A 23016-nucleotide genomic window follows, 5' to 3' on the forward strand; every position below is an offset into this window, starting at 1 on the left:
CACACCTTATAGGAGATGCACCATGACTATCCAGGCAATTGCGATTAATCCAGAAAATCCGCAGCAATTTATTGAAATTTACCCGGAAAAAGTCACGCCGGGCGAATACGACCTGCTGGTAGAAGTTCACGCCGCCTCCGTTAACCCGGTGGATACGAAAGTCCACAAAGGCGCGCAAAAAAATGGCCTTCAGGTACCGCGTATTCTCGGCTGGGATGCCAGCGGCGTAGTGCGTGAAGTCGGTGGCAAAGTCAGCGGCTTTAAGCCGGGCGACGAAGTCTATTACGCCGGTGATATCACCCGCCCAGGCAGCAACAGCACCTTCCAGCTGGTCGATGCGCGTATTACTGGTCACAAGCCTGCTTCCCTGAACTGGGCGGAATCCGCTGCGCTTCCGTTGACGGCGCTGACCGCGTGGGAAGGTCTGTTTGACAGGCTGCACATTGACCAGGCGGAAGAGGGAAAAACGCTGCTGATCGTCGGCGGCGCGGGCGGCGTGGGATCGCTGGCCATTCCGTTCGCGAAGCTGTACAGCAAGGTCACTATCATCGCCACGGCATCGCGTCCTGACTCGGTAGAGTGGTGTAAAGATCGCGGGGCCGACAAGGTCATCGACTATCGTGATATGCCTGCGGAGCTGGAAAAGCAGGGGCTGAAGCAGGTGGATTATATTTTCTGCCTGAACGATACCGACGGTCACTGGGCAACAATGGCGAAGCTAATTGCGCCTCAGGGACAGATCTGTACCATCGTTGAAAACGAAGCCCCGCTGGATATGACCGAGTTGAAGCTGAAAAGCGCGGCGCTACACTTTGAGTTTATGTACACCCGCAGCATGTACACCACGCCAGATATCGCCCGTCAGGGAGAGATCCTTAACGAGACCGCTAAGCTTATCGACGATGGAAAAATCACCACCACCCTCAGCAAAACGCTACAGGGCCTGAGCGTCGAGACGCTGACAGAGGCACACCGGCTGGTACTTGAAGGTCATATGCGCGGTAAAGTGGTTATCGCTTACTGAATATCTGACAAGCATAATGTCATTAACATTTGCTAAGTATCCGGCGATTATAGCGTAATTATCGCTAACTCCGTCTCCGGCGGGAGCACTCTGGCCCGCCGCTTTTCTCTCCTTTTGTGACCCGCCCCGCTGCACCTTATCCAAATGCCAAAATCTGCCGCCCGTTCCGGCTGCATCCTTGTGCGCCTGAACGATGAACCTCCCCGCGCCCCTTTTTATACTGGGAATGTAGCAATCCACCTCTTATCTCCTCCGGTTGATACGCGCCCATTATGCTAATTACAGGCGTACAGCCGCCCTACTTTGTGAGGTTTATGGCATGAAAATCAGTCATGTGGAGGTTATACGCCTCAGCATCCCGTTTGCCAGCGATCGCGCTCCGGCCCTGAGCGGCGAACGGGCATGGAACGCAGCATCAGCGGCGCTGACGCAGATGGAAACGCTACTGATCCGGGTCGTCACCGACAGCGGACGGCAGGGATGGGGGGAGGGATTCGGCCATCTGTCCAATGCCGTTACCGCCCAGGCGTTACAGGACCTGGTGATCCCCTACTTTCTGGGTAAAACCGTCCCCGCCAGCCGTGAAGCGCTGGCAACTCTGGTTGAGGGAGCAGAAAAAGCGCTCCATGCCTTTGGCGGAAACGGTCCGGTGCGCTTTGCCCTGTCTGCAATGGATATTGCCCTGTGGGATTTACTGGGGCAGCATCATGAACAGCCGCTGTGGCAGCTGCTGGGTGCCACACGCCAGCATATTACGTGCTACGCCAGCCTGGTCAGCTATAACAATCAGCCTGACGAGGTCGCGCGCCAGGTGAAAAGGGCGTGGCAGGCGGGATTTCGCTCGCTGAAGCTGCATGAAACTCACGTTGAGGCCATTGCAGCCGCCCGCGCAGCGCTGCCAGCGGAGGCCCGGCTGAAGGTGGACGTTAACTGTCCCTGGACGCCAGAGGAGGCCTGTCATCGTGCGCGCGAGCTTAAGACGCTGAACCTGACCTGGCTGGAAGAGCCAGTGTGGCCACCGGAAGATGCAGCCGGGCTGGCGCGCGTACGTCGAGAAGGCACACCGATCGCCGCCGGTGAAAACGCGTCAGGTGCAGAGGGGTTTGCGGCCCTGTTTAACCAGCAGGCCGTGGATGTGGCACAGCCCAGCGTGGCAAAAGTGGGCGGCATCAGCGCCGTGTTGCGGATAACGGAACAGGCCAGACGGCATCAGGTGGATGTGGTACCCCACTGTTTTTACTACGGGGCGGGCCTGCTGGCTACCGCGCATCTCGTCGCCGCCCTGCCTGATGATGTCCAGCTGGAATGCCCCTTTATTCACTTCTCCGCGCGGCTTCACCCACAGCTCGACCTCTCCCCGCAGTTCAGCCTGCCTGATATCCCCGGGCTGGGCTTTGAACCGGATGCCGCAGTGATGAAAGAACATACCCTTTACCATCGGCGAATTGATGCGGAGGGCGTACACCATGTTTAAAAATATGCGTAGCACCGTCGCCCTGCTGCTGTTCTTCGCCGGTGTGCTTAATTATCTCGATCGCGCCGCGCTATCGGTTATGGCCCCCCTGGTAAAAAAGGATCTGCATATTGATGATGCGCAGATGGGGATCCTGTTTAGCTGTTTTTTTATCGGTTACTGCCTGTTCTGCTTTCTTGGCGGATGGGGGGCAGACCGCTACGGCCCGCGTAAGGTCTTTGGCTGGGCCGCCGTCGTCTGGTCACTGTTCTGCGGTGCCACCGCGCTGGCAGGAAACTTTTTCCAGCTGATTATTGTGCGCGTGCTGTTCGGCATTGGCGAAGGGCCGATGGGAACCACCACCAATAAATCGATTTCCAACTGGTTCCCCCGTCGGGAGGTGGGTCGCGCGGTCGGTTTTAGCAATGCGGGCCAGCCGCTGGGCGCGGCGGTCGCTGCGCCGATAGTGGGTCTTATCGGGCTACATTTTGGCTGGCGGGTCTCGTTCGTGGCTATCGCCATTCTGGGTTTTGTCTGGCTGGCCTTCTGGCTGTGGCTGTTTCGCGACAAACCCGAGCAGCATCCCCGCATTACGGCAGCCGAGCGCACGCTGATTACCGCCGAACGTCCCGCGACACGGCTGACGGAGAAAGGTGCCCCTTCCAGTGTCCGGCTGTGGCGCTACGTTTTTTCACTGCCGGTACTGGGCGTGGCGGCGGCTTTTTTCTGCTTTAACTACATCCAGTTTTTTTTCCTCTCCTGGCTGCCAAGCTATCTCACCGACTTCCAGCATCTGGATATCAAAAGCATGAGCCTGATTGGCATCCTTCCCTGGCTGGGCGCGACCATCGGGTTTATCGGCGGGGGGCTGGTGTCAGATGCACTGTATCGCCGCACCGGCAACTTTTTGCAGTCGCGCAAGCTGGTCATTTTTTGTGGGCTGGCCGTCGCCGCACTCTGTGTGATGCTGACGGCCTGGGCCAGCAGCGTGACGATGGCGGTCACGCTGATTACCCTTGCCAGCGTCTTTGCGTATATGACGCCTCAGGCATGTTGGTCATTACTGCAGGACATTGTTCCGGCAGAGCGGATTGGGACTGCGGGCGGATTTGTACACCTTCTGGCGAATCTGGCGGGGATACTCTCACCGGGGTTAACCGGCTTTTTAATTCAGTACGGCGGCGGATACGCCTCGGCCTTTATGCTGGCCAGCGTACTGGCGCTGGCAGGCATGCTGCTGCTGGCGATTTTCGTGCGCCAGCGAAGCGTCAATGCCCTACGCGCGCTGGCCTGAAAATGAAGCCCATTGCCGGTGGGGCCCGCGCAGCAAAGGCTATGCGCAGGGCACAGCCTTTTGAAAGCGGGCGCGTCAGGCGCCCATCATCCCTTTCACCAGCTCTACGCAGCGCAGGAACCGCTCGTCGTAGTTATCCTGCTCGACGTGCACCCATGGGATATTATTCTCCTCCAGCATTGAGATCAGTAGCTGCTGGAACTCCCTGCGATCTACCGAACTGCCCAGGCTGCGCAGACCATCTGCCACCCAGGGCACATTGTTCTCCACCAGAATCACCAGATCGAAACGGTACTCGTCGATCAGTGCCTGAACAAAGGGGTGCTCGCGTCCCTCATATTTCTTGCAGAAGGCCTGGGTCGTGACAAAATCGGTATCAATAAAGGCCACTTTATTGGCATATTTTACCGCGAAATCAATGTACTGCGCCTGGCCCAGCGCGATTTTGTCGTAGTCGGAATATTGCAGGGCCATCTCATCGCCGCCGAGATGGGAAAAGACGTAGTCGCGGCCAAATTCCCAGGCGCTGGTGGTATTGAAGATGTTAGCCAGCTTGTTCACCAGCGTCGATTTCCCGCTGGATTCACCGCCCAGAATCGCCACCGTACGCACGAAAAAGGGCTTCACTTCGGTGGGAATATACTCCCAGTAGCGGAACGGGTCCTGGCGGATCTGCCCGCCGCTGATATTCATAAAGGATCGCTGCGGATCGATCAGAATGGTTTCAATGCCCAGATGCTGCTGATACTGCGAGGCGTCCGGTTCCTCGCTGGTATATACGCGATTTGGCACGATGCCGTGGTTTTCCATAAAGTCGGTAATGCCGCGACTCCAGACATCCCAGCCGTGCGGATATGGCTCCATCCCCTCTTCGTTAAAAGAGTGAATGCGAATATTTTTCTGATACTTAAAGGTTTGCAGCAGCCAGCGCAGGCGATCGCTGACGGTGGGCTGCTGGGACATGGCGCTGTCTTCAAACAGCTTTAGATCGCGCGGCTCGTCGTAACCCATGATGATATGCAGCTCATCGACCTGACTACAGGCGCGCTGGATCAGATAGATATGCCCGGTATGCAGCGGATAGAATTTGCCAAATACCACCCCGACGGTTTTTTCGCGACGAGGGAATTCCAGCCCAAGATAACGGTGAAGTGCTTCCAGTTTTTGGGCGCTGGGGCTTTTTATTTTCGCGTTCAGCAGCTGACTGAGGTAGCCCTTCGTCATGCCGCTCGCATCGGCCACCTGCTGTAGCGTGCTGCCCTGCTGACGGATAGCGGTTTTCAGATAATCAAATGACGACATCAAATGCCTCCTGCATAAAGGGCGGCATCAGTTCCGCCCTCAGATGATAGTACGTTCAGCTATCCGGGCGAACCCGCCTCACCGATCGCAATTACGTTCAACTGTCCAGGCGAACCTGCCTGACCGATAGTAATACGTTCAGCCGTCTGGGGGAATTATCCCGGCCCGAACGGTTACAGGTCGTCCAGTATCGCCAGCGCGTCGGCGAGCTTTTTCACGCCATAGACTTTCATATTTTCCGGCGGCCTCTTCGGCACGTTAGCGGCGGGCACAATCGCACGCCGGAAGCCATGCTTCGCCGCCTCGGAGATACGCTCCTGCCCGCTTGGCACCGGCCGGATCTCGCCCGCCAGCCCGACCTCGCCAAATACCACCAGGTCATGAGGTAAAGGACGATCGCGCAGGCTGGAGACCATCGACAGCATCAGCGCCAGGTCGGCACTGGTTTCGGTGACCTTAACGCCACCAACTACATTAACAAACACGTCCTGGTCCGCCATCTGTAGCCCGCCGTGACGGTGCAAAACCGCCAGCAGGATCGCCAGTCGGTTCTGCTCCAGGCCAACGGCAACGCGCCGGGGGTTGCCCATCATCGAGTGATCCACCAGCGCCTGAATCTCCACCAGCAGCGGGCGCGTGCCTTCCCACAGCACCATGACCGAACTGCCGGAGGTCACTTCATCACCGCGGCTCAGGAAAATAGCCGACGGGTTGCTTACCTCACGCAGCCCCTGCTCGGTCATGGCGAAGACGCCCAGCTCATTCACCGCACCGAAACGGTTTTTATGGCTGCGCAACGTACGAAAGCGTGAATCGGCATCGCCATCCAGCAGTACCGAGCAGTCGATACAGTGCTCAAGCACCTTTGGCCCCGCCAGAGAACCATCTTTGGTCACATGGCCCACCATCACAATCGCCACCCCGCGCGTTTTGGCGAAGCGGGTCAGATAGGCTGCCGTTTCCCGCACCTGGGCGACGCTGCCTGGCGATGACTGGATATCGGCCATATGCATCACCTGAATGGAGTCGATCACCATCAGCCTCGGCTGCTCCTGATCGGCAATCTGGCAGATCTGCTCAATGCTGGTTTCCGACAGCATATTGAGGTTTTCAGTGGGCAGCCCCAGCCGGTGGGCGCGCATCGCCACCTGCTGAAGAGACTCTTCGCCGGTGACGTAGAGGGTTTTCATTCCCTCAGAAAGTTTGCACAGCGTTTGCAGCAGCAGCGTACTTTTGCCCGCGCCGGGGTTACCGCCGATGAGAATCGCGCTGCCCGGCACTACCCCGCCGCCCAGTACGCGGTCAAATTCCTTGAAGCCGGTGCTGAAGCGCGGTAGCGCTTCAAGGCTGATCTCAGACAGCTTCTGCACGCGGCTGATGCCTGCGCTGCCCGCATAGCCCATGCGCTCATTACGCGCCACGGTGGGCGAGGCAGAGAGGCGAACTTCAGTAATGGTATTCCACGCCTGGCAGGCGCTGCACTGCCCCTGCCAGCGTGGATAATCTGCGCCACATTCGTTACAGACAAAGGCGCGCTTCACCGCTTTGGCCAAATCGCCTCCTTAACGCTCATCAGAGATCAGGCTGCCGCTGAGAATACAGAACACGCCCATCAGGTCGGCGTGACGAATGGTCACCGCCGTTTGTTCATTAACTTTCGGTTTAGCGTGATAGGCAATGCCCAGCGCCGACGCCTTGATCATCAGCAGATCGTTTGCCCCGTCGCCGATGGCGACGGTCTGATCGTCGGCGATTTCAAAGCGTTCAGCCAGCTTAAGCAGCGTATCGGCCTTGTAGCGGGCATCCACAATATCGCCCAGCACCTCACCCGTCAGCCTGCCGTCGCGGATTTCCAGCACGTTAGCGGCAATAGCAGAGAGATGGAGTTTGTCCCGCAGGTATTCGGCAAAGAAGGTAAAGCCGCCGGAGGCGATCGCCACGTGCCAGCCCAGCGCCTGGAGCTTTTCCACCAGCTGCGTCAGACCCGGCATCAGCGGCAGCTGGTCACGCACCTGAACCAGGATGTTGGCATCCGCATCTTTCAGCGTCGCAACGCGCTGGCGCAGGCTGGCAGCAAAATCAAGTTCGCCGCGCATCGCCCGCTCGGTCACTTCCGCCACCTGCTCACCGCAGCCTGCCAGCTTAGCGATTTCATCAATACACTCCACCTCTATCGCGGTAGAGTCCATGTCCATTACCAGCAGTCCGGGCGTTTTCAGGTGCGGAATTTTTCCCAGCGGGGCGACGTCCAGGCCCGCTTCATAGGCCAGGCGTGTGGCGAGCGGAGTCAGTGAGCCCGCCAGGCGCACGACCTGATACTGATCAACGCACCAGGCGCTGACGATAACCATCGCTGCACCCAGCTGATGCTGGAGCGCCGTAAGGCTGGCTTTATCAAGCTTGCGGCCGTACAGAAGCCAGCCGGTGCGGCCAGCGCGGTAATCCAGCGGCATGACTTCATCACCGCTAAGAGAGAGAGGTAACCCCGGCCAGAGAGAGACATCGGAAGGCAGGTCGCACCAGGTCAGACTATTTGGCATTACAGCTCCTGTAGGGACATATTAACCACGCAAGAGGCTACCCTGTCAGCCCCGGTTCTGGCAACATAAAGCGAAGAGGCGGACGGCGTTCGTTGAAAAAATATGAAGGGTGAAGATGGCAAAGGCCAGATTAAAATTCCGACTACACCGTACGGCGATCGTGCTGATCTGCCTCACTCTGCTGGTGATGCTGATGCAGGGGGCCTCATGGTTCAGTCTGGGTCATCAGATGGCCCGTTCAGCGCAGGTTGAGGAGCTGGCCCGAACGCTGACGCGACAGGTAGCCTGGAGCCTGACGCCGCTGATGGAAAACAGCGATGATAACCGGCAGAAAATTACCGAGGCCATTGCGCTGCTGACCACGGACAGCCGCATTCTTGATGCCTCGGTCTACGACGATAACGGTGCGCTGCTGGCTCACAGCGGGGAAACCATTAACGTGCGCGATCGGCTGGCGCTGGACGGCCATCGCGCGGGCAGCTACTTCAATCATCAGATCGTGCAGCCGCTGGATACCCCCGATGGCCCGCGCGGCTTCCTGCGCGTAACGCTGGACACTCATGTGCTGGTCACCGAATCCCGTCAGGTGGATAACACCACCAATATTCTGCGTCTGATGATGCTGCTGGCGCTGGCTATCGGCATTATTCTCAGCCGGACGCTGCTGCGCACCCGCCGCACCCGCTGGCAGCAGTCGCCCTTTCTGCTTACCGCCAACCATCCGGTAAGAGAGGATGATGAGGATGAGAACAGCGAAAGCTCCTCGCCGCCAGAGAACCTAAAATAGCAAGATGGGGCCTGTACGGGGCCGTTAACTAACAGGTTACCCCCGCGTCACTGTCCTTGTTACAGCATTGTAATCAAAAATAAAATATCGTATAACAGTCTGCTCCGAGGGGTGTCCAGTAATGGGCTGAGATGGCGCAAGCCGAACCCTTTGAACCTGATCTGGGTCATGCCAGCGAAGGGACGGGTTGGCACTGATCAATTGCCTGTTCATACTTCTGCGTGTCCGGATCTCCACTTATTTTCGGAGGTTCAGTGTCTCATCTACCCATTCCTGATTTCAGCCAGGGCCTGTATGGTCGTCTTCGCCAGCATGCGGGCGCAGAGTGGCAACACTATGTTAATCACCCCTTCCTGCAACAGCTGGCTTCCGGCACGCTTCCCCATGCCGCTTTCCGCCGTTATCTGACGCAGGATTATCTGTTCCTCATCCACTTCGCCCGTGCCTATGGCCTGCTGGTCAGCAAACTGCGCACCCTGCCAGAGATGCGCGCGGCGTCTACGTCTCTCAATACCCTGCTCAGTGAACTCCCGCTCCACGTGAGCTACTGCCAGCAGTGGGGGCTGAATGAAACGGAGATGGCGAATGAAACCGAAGCGCCAGAAACCCTGAACTATACCCGCTACGTGCTGGATATCGGCCACTCAGGCGACGCCCTGGATCTGCTGGCCGCGCTGATGCCCTGTGTAGCGGGCTATGCTGAAATCGGGCTGGGTTTGCTCCAGAATACGCAGACCCTTCTGGAGGGAAATCCCTGGGCCTCATGGATACGCAACTATGGCAATGCGGAGTATCTCAACGGCGTAGGTGCGGCCCTGGCGCTGCTGGAGCGTGTCGGTCAGCAGCATGGTGCCGCGTGCCGGTTTAACAGCCTCGCCGAAATTTTCACTACCGCCACCCGGCTGGAAGCTAACTTCTGGCAAATGGGGCTGAACGCGGCGTCAGAAACGTGAGCGGCGCACGGCCACCGGGCATTGCGTGTCGCGATCTTGGCCTGAGCTTTGGCCAGCGCACCATTTTCCAGCACCTCAGCTTTGATATTGCGCCCGGCAGCTTTGTCGCGCTGCTCGGTGCCAGCGGCAGCGGTAAGACCAGCCTGCTGAAAATCATCGCTGGCCTGGCGGCTCCTGACGCAGGCACGATCAGCGGCAGCGATGGGCTCCCCCTGGCGGGCCGTATCGCCTGGATGGGCCAGAGAGATCTGCTCTATCCCTGGCTGACGGTGATGGATAACATCATGCTGGGCGCACGTCTGCGGGGAGAAAAAGGCGATCGGGAATGGGCCACTCATCTGCTGGAGCGGGTGGGATTAAGCGGTCACGGGAAAACGCTGCCTGCGGCACTCTCCGGTGGGATGCGCCAGCGCGCCGCCATTGCGCGCACGCTGTATGAACGTCGCCCGGTCGTGCTGATGGATGAACCCTTCTCCGCGCTGGATACGCTCACGCGGGCCAAAATCCAGACGCTGGCCGCCGAGCTGCTGGTGGATAATACCGTGCTGTTGATCACCCACGATCCCATGGAAGCCTGCCGCCTCAGCCATCGCCTGCTGGTGCTGGCGGGTTCCCCGGCCCGCATTGATGACAGTCATACCCTGGTCGGGCAGCCTCCGCGCGCGCCGGACGACCCCAATCTGTTAACCAGTCAGGGTGAACTGATGCGACAGCTGGTGAGGGCCGCAGAATGATGCGGGGAAGTGTGATCTTTTGCGGTTTGATCCTGCTGTGGTGGCTGGCAACCTTATGCAATATTCCGGCGTTCCTGCTGCCCTCGCCTGCGGCGGTTGCCTGCGCACTCTGGAACAACCTGAGCTATCTGGCCTGGCACAGTCTGATCACCGCCTCAGAGGTGCTAAGCGGCTTAGTGCTCGGTGTCCTGCTGGGCACGCTGCTGGCGCTCTGTATGACCTTTTCGCCCCGGCTCCAGCGCTGGCTGATGCCCGTCGTATTGACCAGCCAGGCCATCCCCGTTTTCGCGCTGGCGCCGCTGCTGGTGCTGTGGTTCGGCTTCGGGCTGAGCGCTAAGGTGGCGATGGCCGTGCTGGTGATCTTCTTTCCGGTGACCTCCGCGTTCTATGACGGCCTCCGTCGGGTTAACAATGACTGGCTTGACCTTGCCCGAACGATGGGGGCCACGCGCCGGGCGCAGCTGCTGCATGTCCGGCTGATGGCCGCGCTACCCGCCTTCGGCAGCGGCCTGCGGATGGCCGCTGCCGTCGCCCCCATCGGCGCGATTATTGGCGAATGGGTCGGTTCGGCAGAAGGGCTGGGGTACGTAATGCTTAACGCCAACGCCCGAATGCAGACCGATATCTGCTTTGCCGCGCTGTTCATTCTGGTGCTGATGACCGTATTACTCTGGGTAGCGGTTGATGCGTTGCTCCACCGCCTGATCCGTTGGGCGCCCGAAAATAGCTAATCAAGGAATCATTAACGATGAAAAATACCCTGTGCGGACTGCTGCTGACCGCGGCACTGAGCGGCCATGCGCTGGCAGCGGAAAAGCTGACCCTGGTGCTCGACTGGTATATCAATCCTGACCATGCGCCCATTATGGTGGCTGAGCAGATCGGCGCGTTCCGGGCCGAGGGGCTGGATGTGAACATAGTAGCGCCTTCCGATGCCGCCCTGCCGCCGCGCCTGGTTGCCGCAAAACAGGCAGACCTGGCCATTACCTATCAGCCCCAGCTGCACTTCTTTGCGGATCAGGGCCTGCCGCTGGTGCGCATTGGCACGCTGATCAATTCGCCGCTGAATACGGTTATCACTCTGGATAAAAACATCACCTCCCCTGCCGGTCTGGCCGGGAAGAAAATAGGCTATTCGGTGAGCGGCATTGAGCAGGCAACCCTCAGCACCATGCTGAAACATGAACACCTCAGGGCTGATAATGTGCGGTTAATTAACGTGAACTTCCAGCTGGTCAGTGCGCTGCTGGCCGGTCAGGTTGACGCCGTGATTGGCGGCTACCGCAATATTGAAGCTCAGGAACTGAAGCTAAAGGGGAAAGATCCGGTGGTCTTCAACGTGGAAGATTATGGCGTTCCGGCCTATGACGAACTGGTGATCGTCGCCAACCGCGATGCGGTCAACGATCCCCGGATAAAGAAATTTCTTAGCGCGCTGAAAAAAGGCACCGATTATCTGCTGGCTCATCCGCAGGAGAGCTGGCTGGCGTTTGCCAAAGCCCACCCGGAATTAAATACGCCGCTGAATCAGCTTGCCTGGCAAAACTCTCTGCCCCTGTTCGCGAAAGACCCGGCAAAGCTGGACGCCGCCCGTTACCAGGCATACGAACAGTTTCTGTTTGATAATAAGCTGATTAAGAAGATGACGCCGGTGGCGGACTACGCGGTAGAAGTCCATTGATGTTGGAGAAGGTGATTAACGACGGTGGAGACGGGCCTTCATGCTGAATAATGCCCGGGAGACGCAAAAGCGACGACCGGGCAACGCAGTGCGCCGCCAGCGAATCTATCAGACTGGCGGCTGGTGCGGGGTTATCAGGCTTTATCGCCCAGCAGCACCGACTCCAGCGCGATCTGGATCATCTCGCTGAAGGTGGTCTGGCGCTCTTCTGCCGTGGTCTGTTCGTGCGTACGGATATGGTCAGAAACGGTACAGATCGCCAGTGCCTTAGCACCAAACTCCGCTGCCACACCGTAGATCCCGGCCGCTTCCATCTCCACGCCCAGAATGCCGTACTTCTCCATCACGTCAAACATCTGCGGGTCCGGGGTATAGAACAGGTCGGCTGAGAAGATATTTCCCACCCGCGCGTCCACGCCCAGCGCCTTTGCCGCATCGACGGCATTACGCACCATCTCGAAATCAGCAATAGCCGCGAAGTCGTGATCCTTAAAGCGCATACGGTTCACTTTGGAGTCGGTTGACGCCCCCATACCGATAACCACATCACGCAGTTTCACATCGGCGCGCACCGCACCGCAGGATCCAACGCGAATGATTTTTTTCACGCCAAACTCGGTGATCAGCTCTTTAGCATAAATCGAGCAGGATGGGATACCCATACCGTGGCCCATTACCGAAATTTTGCGCCCTTTATAGGTGCCGGTGTAGCCCAGCATGCCGCGTACGTTGTTCACTTCCACTGCGTCCTGCAAAAAAGTTTCCGCAATGTGTTTTGCACGCAGCGGATCGCCAGGCATCAGAACCACATCAGCGAAGTCGCCCATTTCAGCGTTAATATGAGGCGTTGCCATCTTTTATCCTTATCTTCAATATTCATCTTGCCGGCGTCAGCGCCGGCCAGTTATATGTCGCTTTACAGCATGCTTTTGCCATATTCCATATCGGAAAGGCCAAAATAGCGTGCAACGGTTTGCCCGATATCGGCAAAGGTGTCGCGATATCCCAGCGAACCAGGTTTTACACCGGGTCCGTAGAGTAGCACCGGAATATGCTCGCGGGTATGTTCCGTGCCTTCCCAGGTAGGATCGCAGCCGTGGTCGGCGGTGAGGATCAGAATGTCACCTTCCTGCACCAGCGCCATCAGCTCCGGCAGTCGGCGGTCGAACAGCTCCAGCCCACCGGCGTAGCCCGGCACGTCACGACGATGGCCCCAGGTGGAATCGAAGTCCACGAAGTTGGTAAACACGATGCTGTTGTCCGGCGCGATTTTCATTTCTTCGATCGTGGCGTCAAACAGCGCATCCAGACCGGTTGCCTTTACCTTTTTGGTAATGCCAACGTGGGCGTAGATGTCGGCAATTTTACCAACCGAGATCACCTGACCGTTCTGCTCCTCAACCAGCTTTTTCAGGATAGTCGGTGCCGGTGGTTCCACGGCGAGATCGTGTCGGTTACCGGTGCGCTGGAAGTTGCCTGCCTTGTCGCCGGTAAAAGGACGGGCGATAACGCGGCCAATGTTATAACCGCCTTCCGTCAGCGCCTCACGGGCGATTTCGCACAGCTTGTAGAGGCGCTCCAGCCCAAAGGTTTCTTCATGGCAGGCAATCTGAAATACCGAGTCTGCCGAGGTGTAGAAAATCGGTTTACCGGTTTTCATATGCTCTTCGCCGAGCTGGTCGAGGATAACCGTACCGGAAGAGTGGCAGTTACCCAGGTAGCCCGGCAGATCGGCTTTCTCAACCAGCAGGTCTAATAGCGCCTGCGGAAAACTGTTCTCTTTGTCGGAGAAGTAGCCCCAGTCAAACAGCACCGGCACCCCGGCAATTTCCCAGTGGCCCGACGGCGTGTCCTTACCGGAGGAGAGCTCACTGGCCCAGGCCCAGGCGCCGGTTATCTCAGCGTCTTTATCCAGCCCCAGCGGGAACCGGCCGGTAGACCCTTCCGCCGCTTTGCCTAGGCCAAGCGCGGTCAGATTCGGTAAGTGCAGCGGGCCTTTTCTGCCCGTGTCAGCTTTCCCGTTAAAACAGGCCTCGGCAATATGTCCGAGGGTATCAGAGCCTTCGTCGCCATATTTATGGGCGTCTTTGCTGGAGCCGATCCCAAAGGAATCTAGCACCATGATAAATGCACGTTTCATCCTGGTCTCCTGCGTCTGTTAGGCGCTTAGCTTAAATTTTATCGATCAGAGTAGTATGACGCTTATCCGCTGATTCTGCGATAGATAACTGGCGTTTCTGCCGGGGCCGTCTCACTGAGCGTAATGGCCGCTTTGACCGCCGCCGCCGCTTCCTGCCAGCTGGCTTCGCTGCTGGCGTGGATCACCGCCAGCGGCTGCTGGCTGTCAACGGCGGCACCCAGGGGGGCAACCTCACTCAGGCCGACGCTGTAATCAATGCTGTCGCTGGCGCGACGGCGTCCGCCGCCCATTGAGACCACCGCCATACCCAGCGCGCGGGTATCCACTGCGCCGATCACCCCGACACTATCGGCATATACCGCTTTGCTGAGCATCGGTGCGGGCAGATAGTTATCAATATTCTCAATGAAATCGGCTGGCCCTTTCTGCGCCGCCACCATGCGGGAGAACACCTCTGCCGCGCGGCCATTATCCAGCACGGCCTGGAGCTTACGGGTCGCCTCATCAACGTTTGCGGCCAGCCCACCCGATACCAGCATTTCCGCACTCAGCGCCAGCGTCACCTCCAGCAGGCGTGGATTGCGATAGTCGCCGGTCAGGAACTGCACCGCCTCGCGCACTTCAAGCGCGTTACCGGCGCTGGACGCCAGCAACTGATTCATATCGGTCAGCAGCGCGGTGGTTTTACAGCCCGCGCCGTTTGCCACGCCAACGATCGACTGCGCCAGCTGTTCAGAGAGTTCAAAGGTCGGCATAAAGGCACCGGACCCTACCTTAACGTCCATTACCAGCGCATCCAGCCCTTCGGCCAGCTTTTTCGCCAGAATCGACGCGGTAATAAGCGGAATGGAGTCTACCGTAGCGGTGATGTCCCGCGTGGCGTAGAAGCGCTTATCGGCTGGCGCAAGTGAGTGGGTCTGACCGATGATCGCCACGCCCACCTCTTTGATCATCCTGCGAAAGGCCTCATCCTCGGGGAAGATATCAAAGCCGGGAATGGCTTCCAGCTTATCCAGCGTACCGCCGGTATGACCCAGTCCGCGGCCCGAAATCATGGGTACATAGCCACCGCAGGCGGCGACCATTGGCCCCAGCATCAGCGAGGTCACGTCCCCTACTCCACCCGTGGAATGCTTATCGACCACCGGCCCGTTGAGGTTTAGCGCCTGCCAGTTGAGTACCGAGCCGGAATCACGCATCGCCATGGTCAGCGCCACACGTTCTGGCAGCGTCATGTCATGAAAATAGATTGTCATCGCCAGCGCGGCGATTTGCCCTTCAGAGACGGAGTTGTCACGAACGCCGTTGATAAAGAAACGAATTTCCTCTTCACTCAGCGTCTGGCCGTCTCTTTTTTTGCGGATGATTTCTTGTGGCAGGAACACGTTGCCCCCTGATGTTAAGCAGCCGGGCGGGGAGTCGCCCGGCTGAGAGTATGAGCGTGACTATCCGGGCCGACACGAGGCGGCCCACGGATGAATATATCGACTTCAGTACACTAACCGCCTCGCCAGTATGCTATCCGGCCCGCGATTTCTGATCTCACCGGGTGCGGACGTAGCCCGCGATCCCCGGTCTGACCGGGTTGCTGACGTATGCCCGACTTAGTATCCTGACTGAGGCGCAGTGCTGTCATAGCCTGCGGCTTTCAACAGGCTGGCCAGCAGGCTTGAAGCGCCAAAGCGGAAGTGACGTGGGGTAGCCCAATCGCTACCCAGAATGTCATCGGCCAGCTTGAGATAGATTGCAGCATCGTCGGCGGTGCGAACGCCGCCGGCTGGTTTAAAACCCACCTTATGCTTAACGCCTTTATCGGCAATCACGCGCATCATGATTTCAGCGACTTCAGGAGTGGCGTTGACCGGTACTTTCCCGGTAGACGTTTTAATGAAATCAGCACCGGCATCAATGGCGATTTCAGAAGCTTTGCGGATCAGCGCGGCATCTTTCAGCTCGCCGGTTTCGATAATGACTTTCAGGAGCACATCGGCGTCGGCACAGGCCTCTTTGCAGGCGCTTACCAGTTGAAAACCTGTCTCTTCGTTACCCGCCATTAGTGCGCGGTAAGGGAATACCACATCAACCTCATCAGCGCCGTAAGCAATTGCCGCATGGGTTTCTGCCAGCGCAATCTCGATATCATCATTGCCGTGTGGGAAATTAGTCACGGTAGCGATGCGGATATCAGGCGTGCCCTGTTCGCGCAGCGTTTTGCGCGCGATGGGAATAAAGCGCGGATAGATGCAGATAGCCGCCGTGTTTCCCGCAGGGGATTTGGCCTGATGACAGAGCGCAATCACTTTCTCATCGGTGTCATCATCATTCAGGGTAGTGAGGTCCATCAGTTTCAGTGCGCGAACGGCAGCAGAAGTTACGTCAGTCATGTTTGTCTCCAGAGAGAAACCCGCAGGTCTTTATGTTAAAATAATAACACTTACAGAGGCGTATTTTCCGTGATGTAATTCACACCCATGAAAATGCCATTGCATTAATTCTATATTATGCGTGACTGATATCACATAAAAATCCTTGTGAATTGCCCTTATGGGGCATAGTGAACGATATTGTCCTTCCTGGTTTAGGCGGTTGCGCATAATGTTATAATTATAACATTTATTGTTGCTTAATGCTAAAGGGCCCGGTGCGGCTTAGGTCTGGGGGGCATCGTCTGCGGGTGGGGGCCGATGCTGCAAAGGCCCGTGTGGTCGCCAACGAGTGGGGCCCGGTGCCTGGCGGTCCTCGCGCCGCGCGTGGCGCGGTTCCTTCGCTCCGCTCGTCGACCTTTCGGACCGGGCATGACGGGACATCCCTGTCCCGGCATACCCTTGTGCCAGCATCCCTGCTGGCCCATCCGGGTCTTCCTTACTGCACTCAGCGCTGCGGAATGCCTGTCACCGGGCCCCACCCGCCTGCTCCTTTTGCATTGTGCTGGCTGCGGGTAAGAGCAGTTTCACTAAAAGCAGCGCAGAAGCCCGAGAGGTGGACAATCCCTGCGATTGACGGGCAATCCGCAGCGCTGCGGCGCAGACGGAAGGCCAGGCGAGGGCAGCAGGGATGCTGCACTCAGGGAGCGGCGGGCAGGACGCCCGCTCGCGACCGGGCCGTCCGGCCTGACGTCGGAGCCAAAGGCACCAGGCAGAGCCTGTAGCTGCGACGCCCGGCAAACGCTGGGATTATCCACTGGCATCGCAGATATCACACCTGCACGATCGGCCTGCCAACAGGCAGGGGGTCGGAATGCCTGTCACCGGCCCTCACCCGCCTGCTCCTTTTGCTTTGTGCTGGCTGTGGGTAAAGGCAACTTAGAAGCTGGAGAGGTGGACAATCCCAGCGGTTGACGGGCATTCCGCAGCGCTGCGGCGCAGACGGAGGGCCAGGCGAGAGCAGCAGGGATGCTGCACTCAGGGAGCGGCGGGCAGGACGCCCGCTCGCGACCGGGCCGTCCGGCCTAGATCCGGAGCCAAAGGCACCACGCAACGCGTGGCGTGAGGACGCCCGGCAAACGCTGGGATTGTCCACCGGCATCGCAGGTATTGCCCAAACAATTAACCGGCAACCGCTGGGATTATCCACCGGCAAAGCCGATATTGCAGCCGACACAACCAACCGACAAGCGTTGGGATTTTCCCCTATAAATTTTTGCAGCCAGGTGACCACATCCCGGGGACGTTGGGTGTGCAGGAAAGAGCGGTTTGGATAGCTTAATACAGCTCCAAAGCCTGCGAGTTTACAGGGCCTGACTTGAAGCGCCTCCGAAGCCCGAGAGGTGGACAATCCCTGCGGTTGACGGGCAATCCGCAGCGCTGCGGCGCAGACGGAGGGCCAGGCGAGGGCAGCAGGGATGCTGCACTCAGGGAGCGGCGGGCAGGACGCCCGCTCGCGACCGGGCCGTCCGGCCTGAAGTCGGAGCCAAAGGCACCACGCGAAGCGTGGCGTGAGGACGCCCGGCAAACGCTGGGATTATCCACCGACACCACAGCGATGGCAGCCCAAACAACTGACCAGCAAACGCTGGGATTATCCACCGACACCGCAGATATTGCAGCCCAAACAACTGACCAGCAACCGCTGGGATTGTCCACCGACACCGCAGCTATGACAGCCCAAACAATTAACCGTCACACGCTAAGGTTTCCACCGACACCACTCACCGGCACACGCTGGAACAGTCCTCCGGCAAAGCCGATGTTGCCCGCCAGACATCGCCCTGCGCTCAAAGCGCAAACAGCGCGCGGGTATTCTCCCGGATGGTATCGGCGATCTCCTCTGGAGACTCCTCACGAATTTCACACAGACTCTGCCAGACATTTTTAATTCGCTCCGGCCGGTTGGGCTGCCCCTGAAAACCCTGCACCGGCATATCGGGAGAATCCGTCTCCAGCACCAGGGATGAAAGCGGCAGGCGGGAAAAAGTATTACGCGTCCTGGTCGCCCGCGCATAGGTCATGGTGCCACCCACGCCAATGGCATATCCGGCGCGAATAAAGGCCAGCGCCTGTTGCTCACTCCCGGCAAAACCGTGAACCACCCCGCGACGGGGAAGAGCAATGCGCCTCAAATGCATCGCCAGCTTATCGTGCGTACGCCGTGAATGCAGGATAACCGGCAGATCGTACTGCTTTGCCAGCCGCAGCTGCGACTCCAGCAACGCCTCCTGACGCGCAAACTGCGGATCCTCCATATAAAGATCCAACCCTATCTCACCGATCGCCACCAGCTTCTTCGGGCGCAGCCGCAGCCAGCCTTCCAGCTGGGCCAGATGCGCCTCCTGAAAATGGCCAATCGCCATCGGGTGGATCCCCAGCGCCGCGTAAAGAGGCTCATAGCGATCGGCAAGATCAATGACGCCGGCAAACCGGTCTGCCGACACGCCAACCGCAATGATTTTCTCAACCCCTGCCTCTGCCGCCCGTTGAAGACTTCCCTCCTCATCACCGCAAAAGGGACTGAAATCAAAATGACAGTGCGTATCAACGAATGATGCCATGTCCGCGCTCCCGCACTAAAAAAGGCATTACCCTGCGGCACGCAGAATAATGCTAAGCCAGCGATTCATTATCGTAATCTGCATCATTTCCTGCCAGAGGATCGAGAATAATCTCCCGACGATCGGGCTGATTGGCAACAGGTGCAGCAGGCACCACCGATGTCGGACTCAGGCGCGTATCACTCTCTTTCAGCCATTGCCCCACCGTCGCCAGAAAATAGCGACCACAGCGACGGCCAAGATGATAATCCTGATTCAACGACGCCACGCGGCTGCCCAGCGCCATGCTGGCGAGCGCGCGTGGCGGGAATATCTCTATCACATTTACCTTGCCCGGCGGGTTATTGATAAACTGCTGGGTCTGCCGATAGCTCTCCTCATGCAGCTGCATGATATTCACCAGCGGTTGCAGCGCACCGTCACTCAGCCAGCGCTCGACACGCTTCAGCCACTGCGGTGTATAGGTCATTTGTGAAGGGACCGTGCGGATCACCACTATGGTCTCCGCTCCCCGTCGCGCCGCTTCGCGAACCGGGATCGCATCACTGATGCCGCCATCAAGATAGCTCGCGCCGTCAAGATCAACGCCGGGACGGTACATCCCCGGAATAGCGCTGGAGGCTTTGATAATATTCAGCCAGTTGGCGGCGGTGGGCGCAAAATAGCCCGGTGAATAATCATCGCTGCGGCAGGCGCACATATAAAACTCACGTCCGGAAGAGAACATCTTTTCCCCGGCTTCCATCGCCAGCGGAAACTCCTGCGAGGTGGTCTCCACCAGCCAGTCAAGGTCGATCAGATGCCCGCCGCGCACGAAGCGCAGCGGGTTAAAAAAGAGTTTACTGGTGGTGTAGCGCGTAATCACTCTGCGGGCATAGCCCGGCTGGCCGCAGATATAGGCGGAAAGATTCTGCGCGCCGGCAGAGGTGCCAAGCATCAAATCGAAAGGATTAAACTTCGCCCGCTGGAATTCATCCAGCACGCCTGCGGTAAAAATTCCGCGCTGCCCGCCGCCCTCGCAGACCAGGGCCAGCCTGCCCGGATGAAAGGGTGCCAGGGCAAGCGGTTCAATGCTACCGAGTGTAACAGGAATGTGTTTACCCACGTTGCGAACCTCTGAGAATTATTTTTTATCAGGATACGCTGGGTGCGTTTCAACCGTTTGGCGGTTTTTGCTACAGACGTTTTTTGCGCAGGAAATGACAAAGACCAGCCTGAGCTGGTCTTCTGATAAAGCGTAGTACTCTGTAGTGGTGCGGTCTATAACTTCTTGCGGCCAGTAAACAGGCTGATAAGGAAGATAATAATACCGACAACAAAGACAATTTTAGCTGCCCATGCGGCTGTACCAGCCAGACCACCAAAACCTAACGCGGCTGCAATGAGCGCGATTACCAGAAAGATAATACCCCAACGAAACATAAGCCTCTCCTTACCCTATATTGAAAATCGAACTGCTTGTGTTATTCATACCAGCCGCACGCGGCATGACGCATTTATAGTGTTACAGCTTCATCCTGCTGACTCGCCTGCTGATGCAGGCGAGCCGCCAGTATTATTTAACAGTCAGGTCGTTCTTAACGCTTTTCACACCGTCGATAGCCTTGGCAATGCCTTCAGCACGTTCAGACTGTGCCTGGGTTTTCACCGTACCGGAAAGCTCAACCACACCGTTGGTGGTAACAACTTTCACGTGGCGCGACGGAATGATGTCGTCCGCTAACAGTTTAGCTTTAATTTCGCTGGTCGTTGCCGCATCACCGGCATAACCGCTTACGCTTGCTTTTGTGCTGTCTTTAACGTGTAGTTTATCGCTGACGGATTTAACACCCTCGACTTTCTTCGCCGCCGCTACGGCCACTTCGGCCTGATCCTGCGACGGGACAAAACCACTCAGCGTAACCACGCCGTGATGCGTTTTGACCGAGATATCCGTGCTTTTAATGGCGTCGTTGTCTACCAGTGCGGCTTTCACCTTAGCAGTCACGCCGCTGTCATCCATGTATCCACCGACTTTGTTCATAGAGCTATCGATTTTGGAACCCGTGCTGTCAGAAGAGGTTGAGGTATCCGCAGCCATCGCAGAACCGCCTACCAGCGCTGAACCAACCAGTACAGCCATCAGGGTCTTAGTAATCTTAGTCTTGTTCATCGATTTGTTCCTTCTCATATTATTGCACTCACAACTGTGAGGTTTCAGCCACAAACGGCGTGGCCTGAGTGGTAAGACGTTGCAGCAACCGCGCCGCCATGTTTTACGTCCTGTTGAAATCAATATAGTCGCTAATCAGGATTTCACCGCCGCTTGTGGTTGATATGATGGATAAATGCGCAAAAAAGAGATTTTTTAAGATGAGTCTGTAACTTTTGCTGAAAAAGAGAGAAAAAAGGGCCAAAAAAAAGCGATGCCGATGGCATCGCTTAGCGGGAGTAGCGTAATTGAAACGCAGGCGAATCTTAGTGTTCGCGGGTTTTACGGAACGTCACGTCGGGATAGCGTTCCTGGGTAATATTCAGGTTTACCATGGTCGGTGCGATATAAGTCAGGTTATTCCCGCCATCCAGCGCGAGGTTAACTTCGTTCTTACGCTGGAACTCATCAAACTTCTTCACGTCGCTGCATTCGACCCAGCGGGCGGTAGAGACGTTGATCGCTTCGTAGATTGCTTCAACGTTGTATTCGCTCTTCAGGCGGGCGACGACCACGTCAAACTGCAGAACACCCACCGCGCCAACGATCAGATCGTTATTGTGTACCGGACGGAATACCTGAACCGCCCCCTCTTCCGACAGCTGTACCAGCCCCTTCAGCAGCTGCTTCTGCTTCAGCGGGTCGCGCAGGCGTATGCGACGGAACAGTTCAGGCGCAAAGTTCGGAATCCCGGTGAACTTCATGTTCTCGCCCTGGGTGAAGGTGTCACCAATCTGGATCGTCCCGTGGTTATGCAGGCCGATAATGTCACCGGGATAGGCTTCTTCAACGTGCGAGCGGTCACCGGCCATAAAGGTCAGCGCATCGGCAATCACCACATCTTTGCCAAGGCGAACCTGACGCAGCTTCATGCCCTTTTCATATTTGCCGGAAACCACGCGCATAAAGGCCACGCGGTCTCGGTGTTTCGGGTCCATATTGGCCTGGATTTTAAAGACGAAGCCGGTGAATTTCTCATCAACTGCCGTGACGGTACGCAGATCGGTTTCACGTGGCATCGGCGACGGTGCCCACTCCATCAGTCCGTCCAGCATGTGGTCGACGCCGAAGTTCCCCAGCGCGGTACCAAAAAATACCGGGGTCAGCTTGCCTGCAAGGAAAGCGTCTTTCTCAAACTCATGCGAAGCACCCTGCACCAGCTCCAGCTCTTCCCGCAGCTGAGCCACCAGATCTTCGCCAATGGCTTCGTCCAGCGCCGGGTTATCCAGCCCTTTCACTATCCGAACTTCCTGAATGGTGTGGCCTTTACCCGACTGGTAGAGATAGGTTTCGTCTTTATAGAGGTGATACACGCCTTTAAACAGCTTACCGCAGCCGATAGGCCAGGTGATGGGTGCGCAGGCGATTTTCAGTTCGCTCTCCACCTCATCCAGCACCTCCATCGGATCGCGAATATCGCGGTCCAGCTTGTTCATAAAGGTGAGGATCGGCGTATCGCGCAGGCGCGTGACTTCCATCAGCTTACGGGTGCGATCCTCAACGCCTTTCGCGGCGTCAATCACCATCAGACAGCAGTCAACCGCCGTCAGGGTGCGGTAGGTATCTTCCGAGAAATCCTCGTGACCTGGGGTATCCAGCAGGTTCACCAGGCATTCACGGTAGGGGAACTGCATCACCGAGGTGGTGATGGAGATACCGCGCTGCTTTTCCATCTCCATCCAGTCCGATTTCGCGTGCTGGCTGGAACCCCGGCCTTTCACCGTACCGGCAGTCTGGATCGCCTGTCCGAACAGCAACACCTTTTCGGTGATGGTGGTTTTACCGGCGTCCGGGTGAGAAATGATGGCAAAAGTGCGGCGGCGGGCCACCTCTTGCATAAAGGGTGCATTCGACATGGAAGTTCTTCTGGTTGGATGCCGTGCTGCTGCCGCGCATAACGCGCCAGGCCAGCTTCACAGGCGATTAATCA

21 protein-coding genes and 1 riboswitch are annotated in these 23016 nt (G+C 57.6%); of the genes, 8 read left to right on the top strand and 13 right to left on the bottom strand.

Annotated features, from left to right (window positions below; translation table 11 throughout):
• The first annotated feature begins 22 nt into the window (after positions 1 to 22).
• From AC4PCC_RS18080 to AC4PCC_RS18090, 3 genes are all read left to right on the top strand, one after another.
• A complete protein-coding gene (locus tag AC4PCC_RS18080; protein ID WP_492125443.1) occupies positions 23 to 1024 on the top strand; it encodes a zinc-binding alcohol dehydrogenase family protein in 1002 nt (333 codons plus the stop codon).
• 319 nt (positions 1025 to 1343) lie between these two features.
• Positions 1344 to 2498 carry a mandelate racemase/muconate lactonizing enzyme family protein gene (locus AC4PCC_RS18085; protein ID WP_492125444.1) on the top strand — a complete coding sequence of 385 codons (1155 nt, stop codon included), beginning with the start codon at positions 1344 to 1346 and terminating at the stop codon, positions 2496 to 2498.
• A complete protein-coding gene (locus tag AC4PCC_RS18090; RefSeq protein ID WP_492125445.1) occupies positions 2491 to 3771 on the top strand; it encodes an MFS transporter in 1281 nt (426 codons plus the stop codon). Before AC4PCC_RS18085 ends, AC4PCC_RS18090 begins: the two co-directional genes overlap by 8 nt.
• Positions 3772 to 3846: 75 nt before the next feature.
• On the opposite strand, the gene nadR is transcribed toward AC4PCC_RS18090, so the two are convergent.
• From nadR to serB, 3 genes are all read right to left on the bottom strand, one after another.
• On the bottom strand, positions 3847 to 5073 hold the full coding sequence (nadR, locus tag AC4PCC_RS18095) for a multifunctional transcriptional regulator/nicotinamide-nucleotide adenylyltransferase/ribosylnicotinamide kinase NadR (protein ID WP_492125446.1): 1227 nt from the start codon (positions 5071 to 5073) through the stop codon (positions 3847 to 3849).
• Between the two features lie 173 nt (positions 5074 to 5246).
• Complete coding sequence (gene radA, locus AC4PCC_RS18100) at positions 5247 to 6626, bottom strand: DNA repair protein RadA (RefSeq protein WP_492125447.1); 1380 nt, start codon at positions 6624 to 6626, stop codon at positions 5247 to 5249.
• A gap of 9 nt (positions 6627 to 6635) precedes the next feature.
• Complete coding sequence (gene serB, locus AC4PCC_RS18105) at positions 6636 to 7613, bottom strand: phosphoserine phosphatase (RefSeq protein WP_492125448.1); 978 nt, start codon at positions 7611 to 7613, stop codon at positions 6636 to 6638.
• Between the two features lie 115 nt (positions 7614 to 7728).
• Between serB and AC4PCC_RS18110 the strand changes: the two genes are divergently transcribed.
• The 5 genes from AC4PCC_RS18110 to AC4PCC_RS18130 all read left to right on the top strand — a co-directional run bounded on the left by AC4PCC_RS18110 (position 7729) and on the right by AC4PCC_RS18130 (position 11768).
• A complete protein-coding gene (locus AC4PCC_RS18110) occupies positions 7729 to 8400 on the top strand; it encodes a YtjB family periplasmic protein (RefSeq protein WP_492125449.1) in 672 nt (223 codons plus the stop codon).
• Positions 8401 to 8497: 97 nt separating this feature from the next.
• Positions 8498 to 8600: riboswitch (TPP riboswitch) on the top strand.
• 69 nt (positions 8601 to 8669) lie between these two features.
• Positions 8670 to 9353, top strand: coding sequence for a TenA family protein (locus AC4PCC_RS18115; protein ID WP_492127564.1), 684 nt, complete (start codon positions 8670 to 8672; stop codon positions 9351 to 9353).
• Positions 9350 to 10087, top strand: a complete 738-nt coding sequence (locus AC4PCC_RS18120; protein ID WP_492125450.1) for an ABC transporter ATP-binding protein — start codon at positions 9350 to 9352, stop codon at positions 10085 to 10087. The genes AC4PCC_RS18115 and AC4PCC_RS18120 overlap by 4 nt, the downstream gene beginning before the upstream one ends.
• On the top strand, positions 10084 to 10818 hold the full coding sequence (locus tag AC4PCC_RS18125; RefSeq protein ID WP_492125451.1) for an ABC transporter permease: 735 nt from the start codon (positions 10084 to 10086) through the stop codon (positions 10816 to 10818). Before AC4PCC_RS18120 ends, AC4PCC_RS18125 begins: the two co-directional genes overlap by 4 nt.
• A gap of 17 nt (positions 10819 to 10835) precedes the next feature.
• Positions 10836 to 11768 (top strand): ABC transporter substrate-binding protein, encoded by a 933-nt coding sequence (locus AC4PCC_RS18130; protein WP_492125452.1) that lies wholly within the window; start codon positions 10836 to 10838, stop codon positions 11766 to 11768.
• A gap of 134 nt (positions 11769 to 11902) precedes the next feature.
• Here AC4PCC_RS18130 and deoD read toward each other — a convergent pair whose 3' ends face one another.
• From deoD to prfC, 10 genes are all read right to left on the bottom strand, one after another.
• On the bottom strand, positions 11903 to 12622 hold the full coding sequence (gene deoD, locus AC4PCC_RS18135; RefSeq protein ID WP_067710399.1) for a purine-nucleoside phosphorylase: 720 nt from the start codon (positions 12620 to 12622) through the stop codon (positions 11903 to 11905).
• A gap of 62 nt (positions 12623 to 12684) precedes the next feature.
• A complete protein-coding gene (gene deoB / locus AC4PCC_RS18140; protein WP_067710397.1) occupies positions 12685 to 13908 on the bottom strand; it encodes a phosphopentomutase in 1224 nt (407 codons plus the stop codon).
• 62 nt (positions 13909 to 13970) lie between these two features.
• Entirely contained in the window at positions 13971 to 15293 is a 1323-nt protein-coding gene (gene deoA / locus AC4PCC_RS18145; protein ID WP_492125453.1) for a thymidine phosphorylase, read from the bottom strand.
• A 219-nt stretch (positions 15294 to 15512) separates the two neighbouring features.
• Entirely contained in the window at positions 15513 to 16292 is a 780-nt protein-coding gene (deoC, locus tag AC4PCC_RS18150; RefSeq protein WP_067710393.1) for a deoxyribose-phosphate aldolase, read from the bottom strand.
• Between the two features lie 569 nt (positions 16293 to 16861).
• Positions 16862 to 17095: a hypothetical protein gene (locus AC4PCC_RS18155; RefSeq protein ID WP_492125454.1), complete on the bottom strand. Its 234-nt coding sequence runs from the start codon at positions 17093 to 17095 to the stop codon at positions 16862 to 16864.
• 1026 nt (positions 17096 to 18121) lie between these two features.
• Positions 18122 to 18895: a TatD family hydrolase gene (locus tag AC4PCC_RS18160; protein ID WP_492125455.1), complete on the bottom strand. Its 774-nt coding sequence runs from the start codon at positions 18893 to 18895 to the stop codon at positions 18122 to 18124.
• A gap of 52 nt (positions 18896 to 18947) precedes the next feature.
• The gene (locus AC4PCC_RS18165) at positions 18948 to 20000 is read right to left on the bottom strand and encodes a patatin-like phospholipase family protein (protein WP_492125456.1); all 1053 of its coding nucleotides are present in this window, start codon (positions 19998 to 20000) and stop codon (positions 18948 to 18950) included.
• Between the two features lie 155 nt (positions 20001 to 20155).
• The gene (locus AC4PCC_RS18170) at positions 20156 to 20317 is read right to left on the bottom strand and encodes a DUF1328 domain-containing protein (RefSeq protein ID WP_071995405.1); all 162 of its coding nucleotides are present in this window, start codon (positions 20315 to 20317) and stop codon (positions 20156 to 20158) included.
• A gap of 133 nt (positions 20318 to 20450) precedes the next feature.
• Positions 20451 to 21047, bottom strand: a complete 597-nt coding sequence (gene osmY / locus AC4PCC_RS18175; RefSeq protein ID WP_067706851.1) for a molecular chaperone OsmY — start codon at positions 21045 to 21047, stop codon at positions 20451 to 20453.
• A 305-nt stretch (positions 21048 to 21352) separates the two neighbouring features.
• Positions 21353 to 22942, bottom strand: coding sequence for a peptide chain release factor 3 (gene prfC, locus AC4PCC_RS18180; RefSeq protein ID WP_067706855.1), 1590 nt, complete (start codon positions 22940 to 22942; stop codon positions 21353 to 21355).
• Positions 22943 to 23016 lie beyond the last annotated feature (74 nt).

This window comes from Erwinia sp. L03-1, from assembly GCF_058686115.1.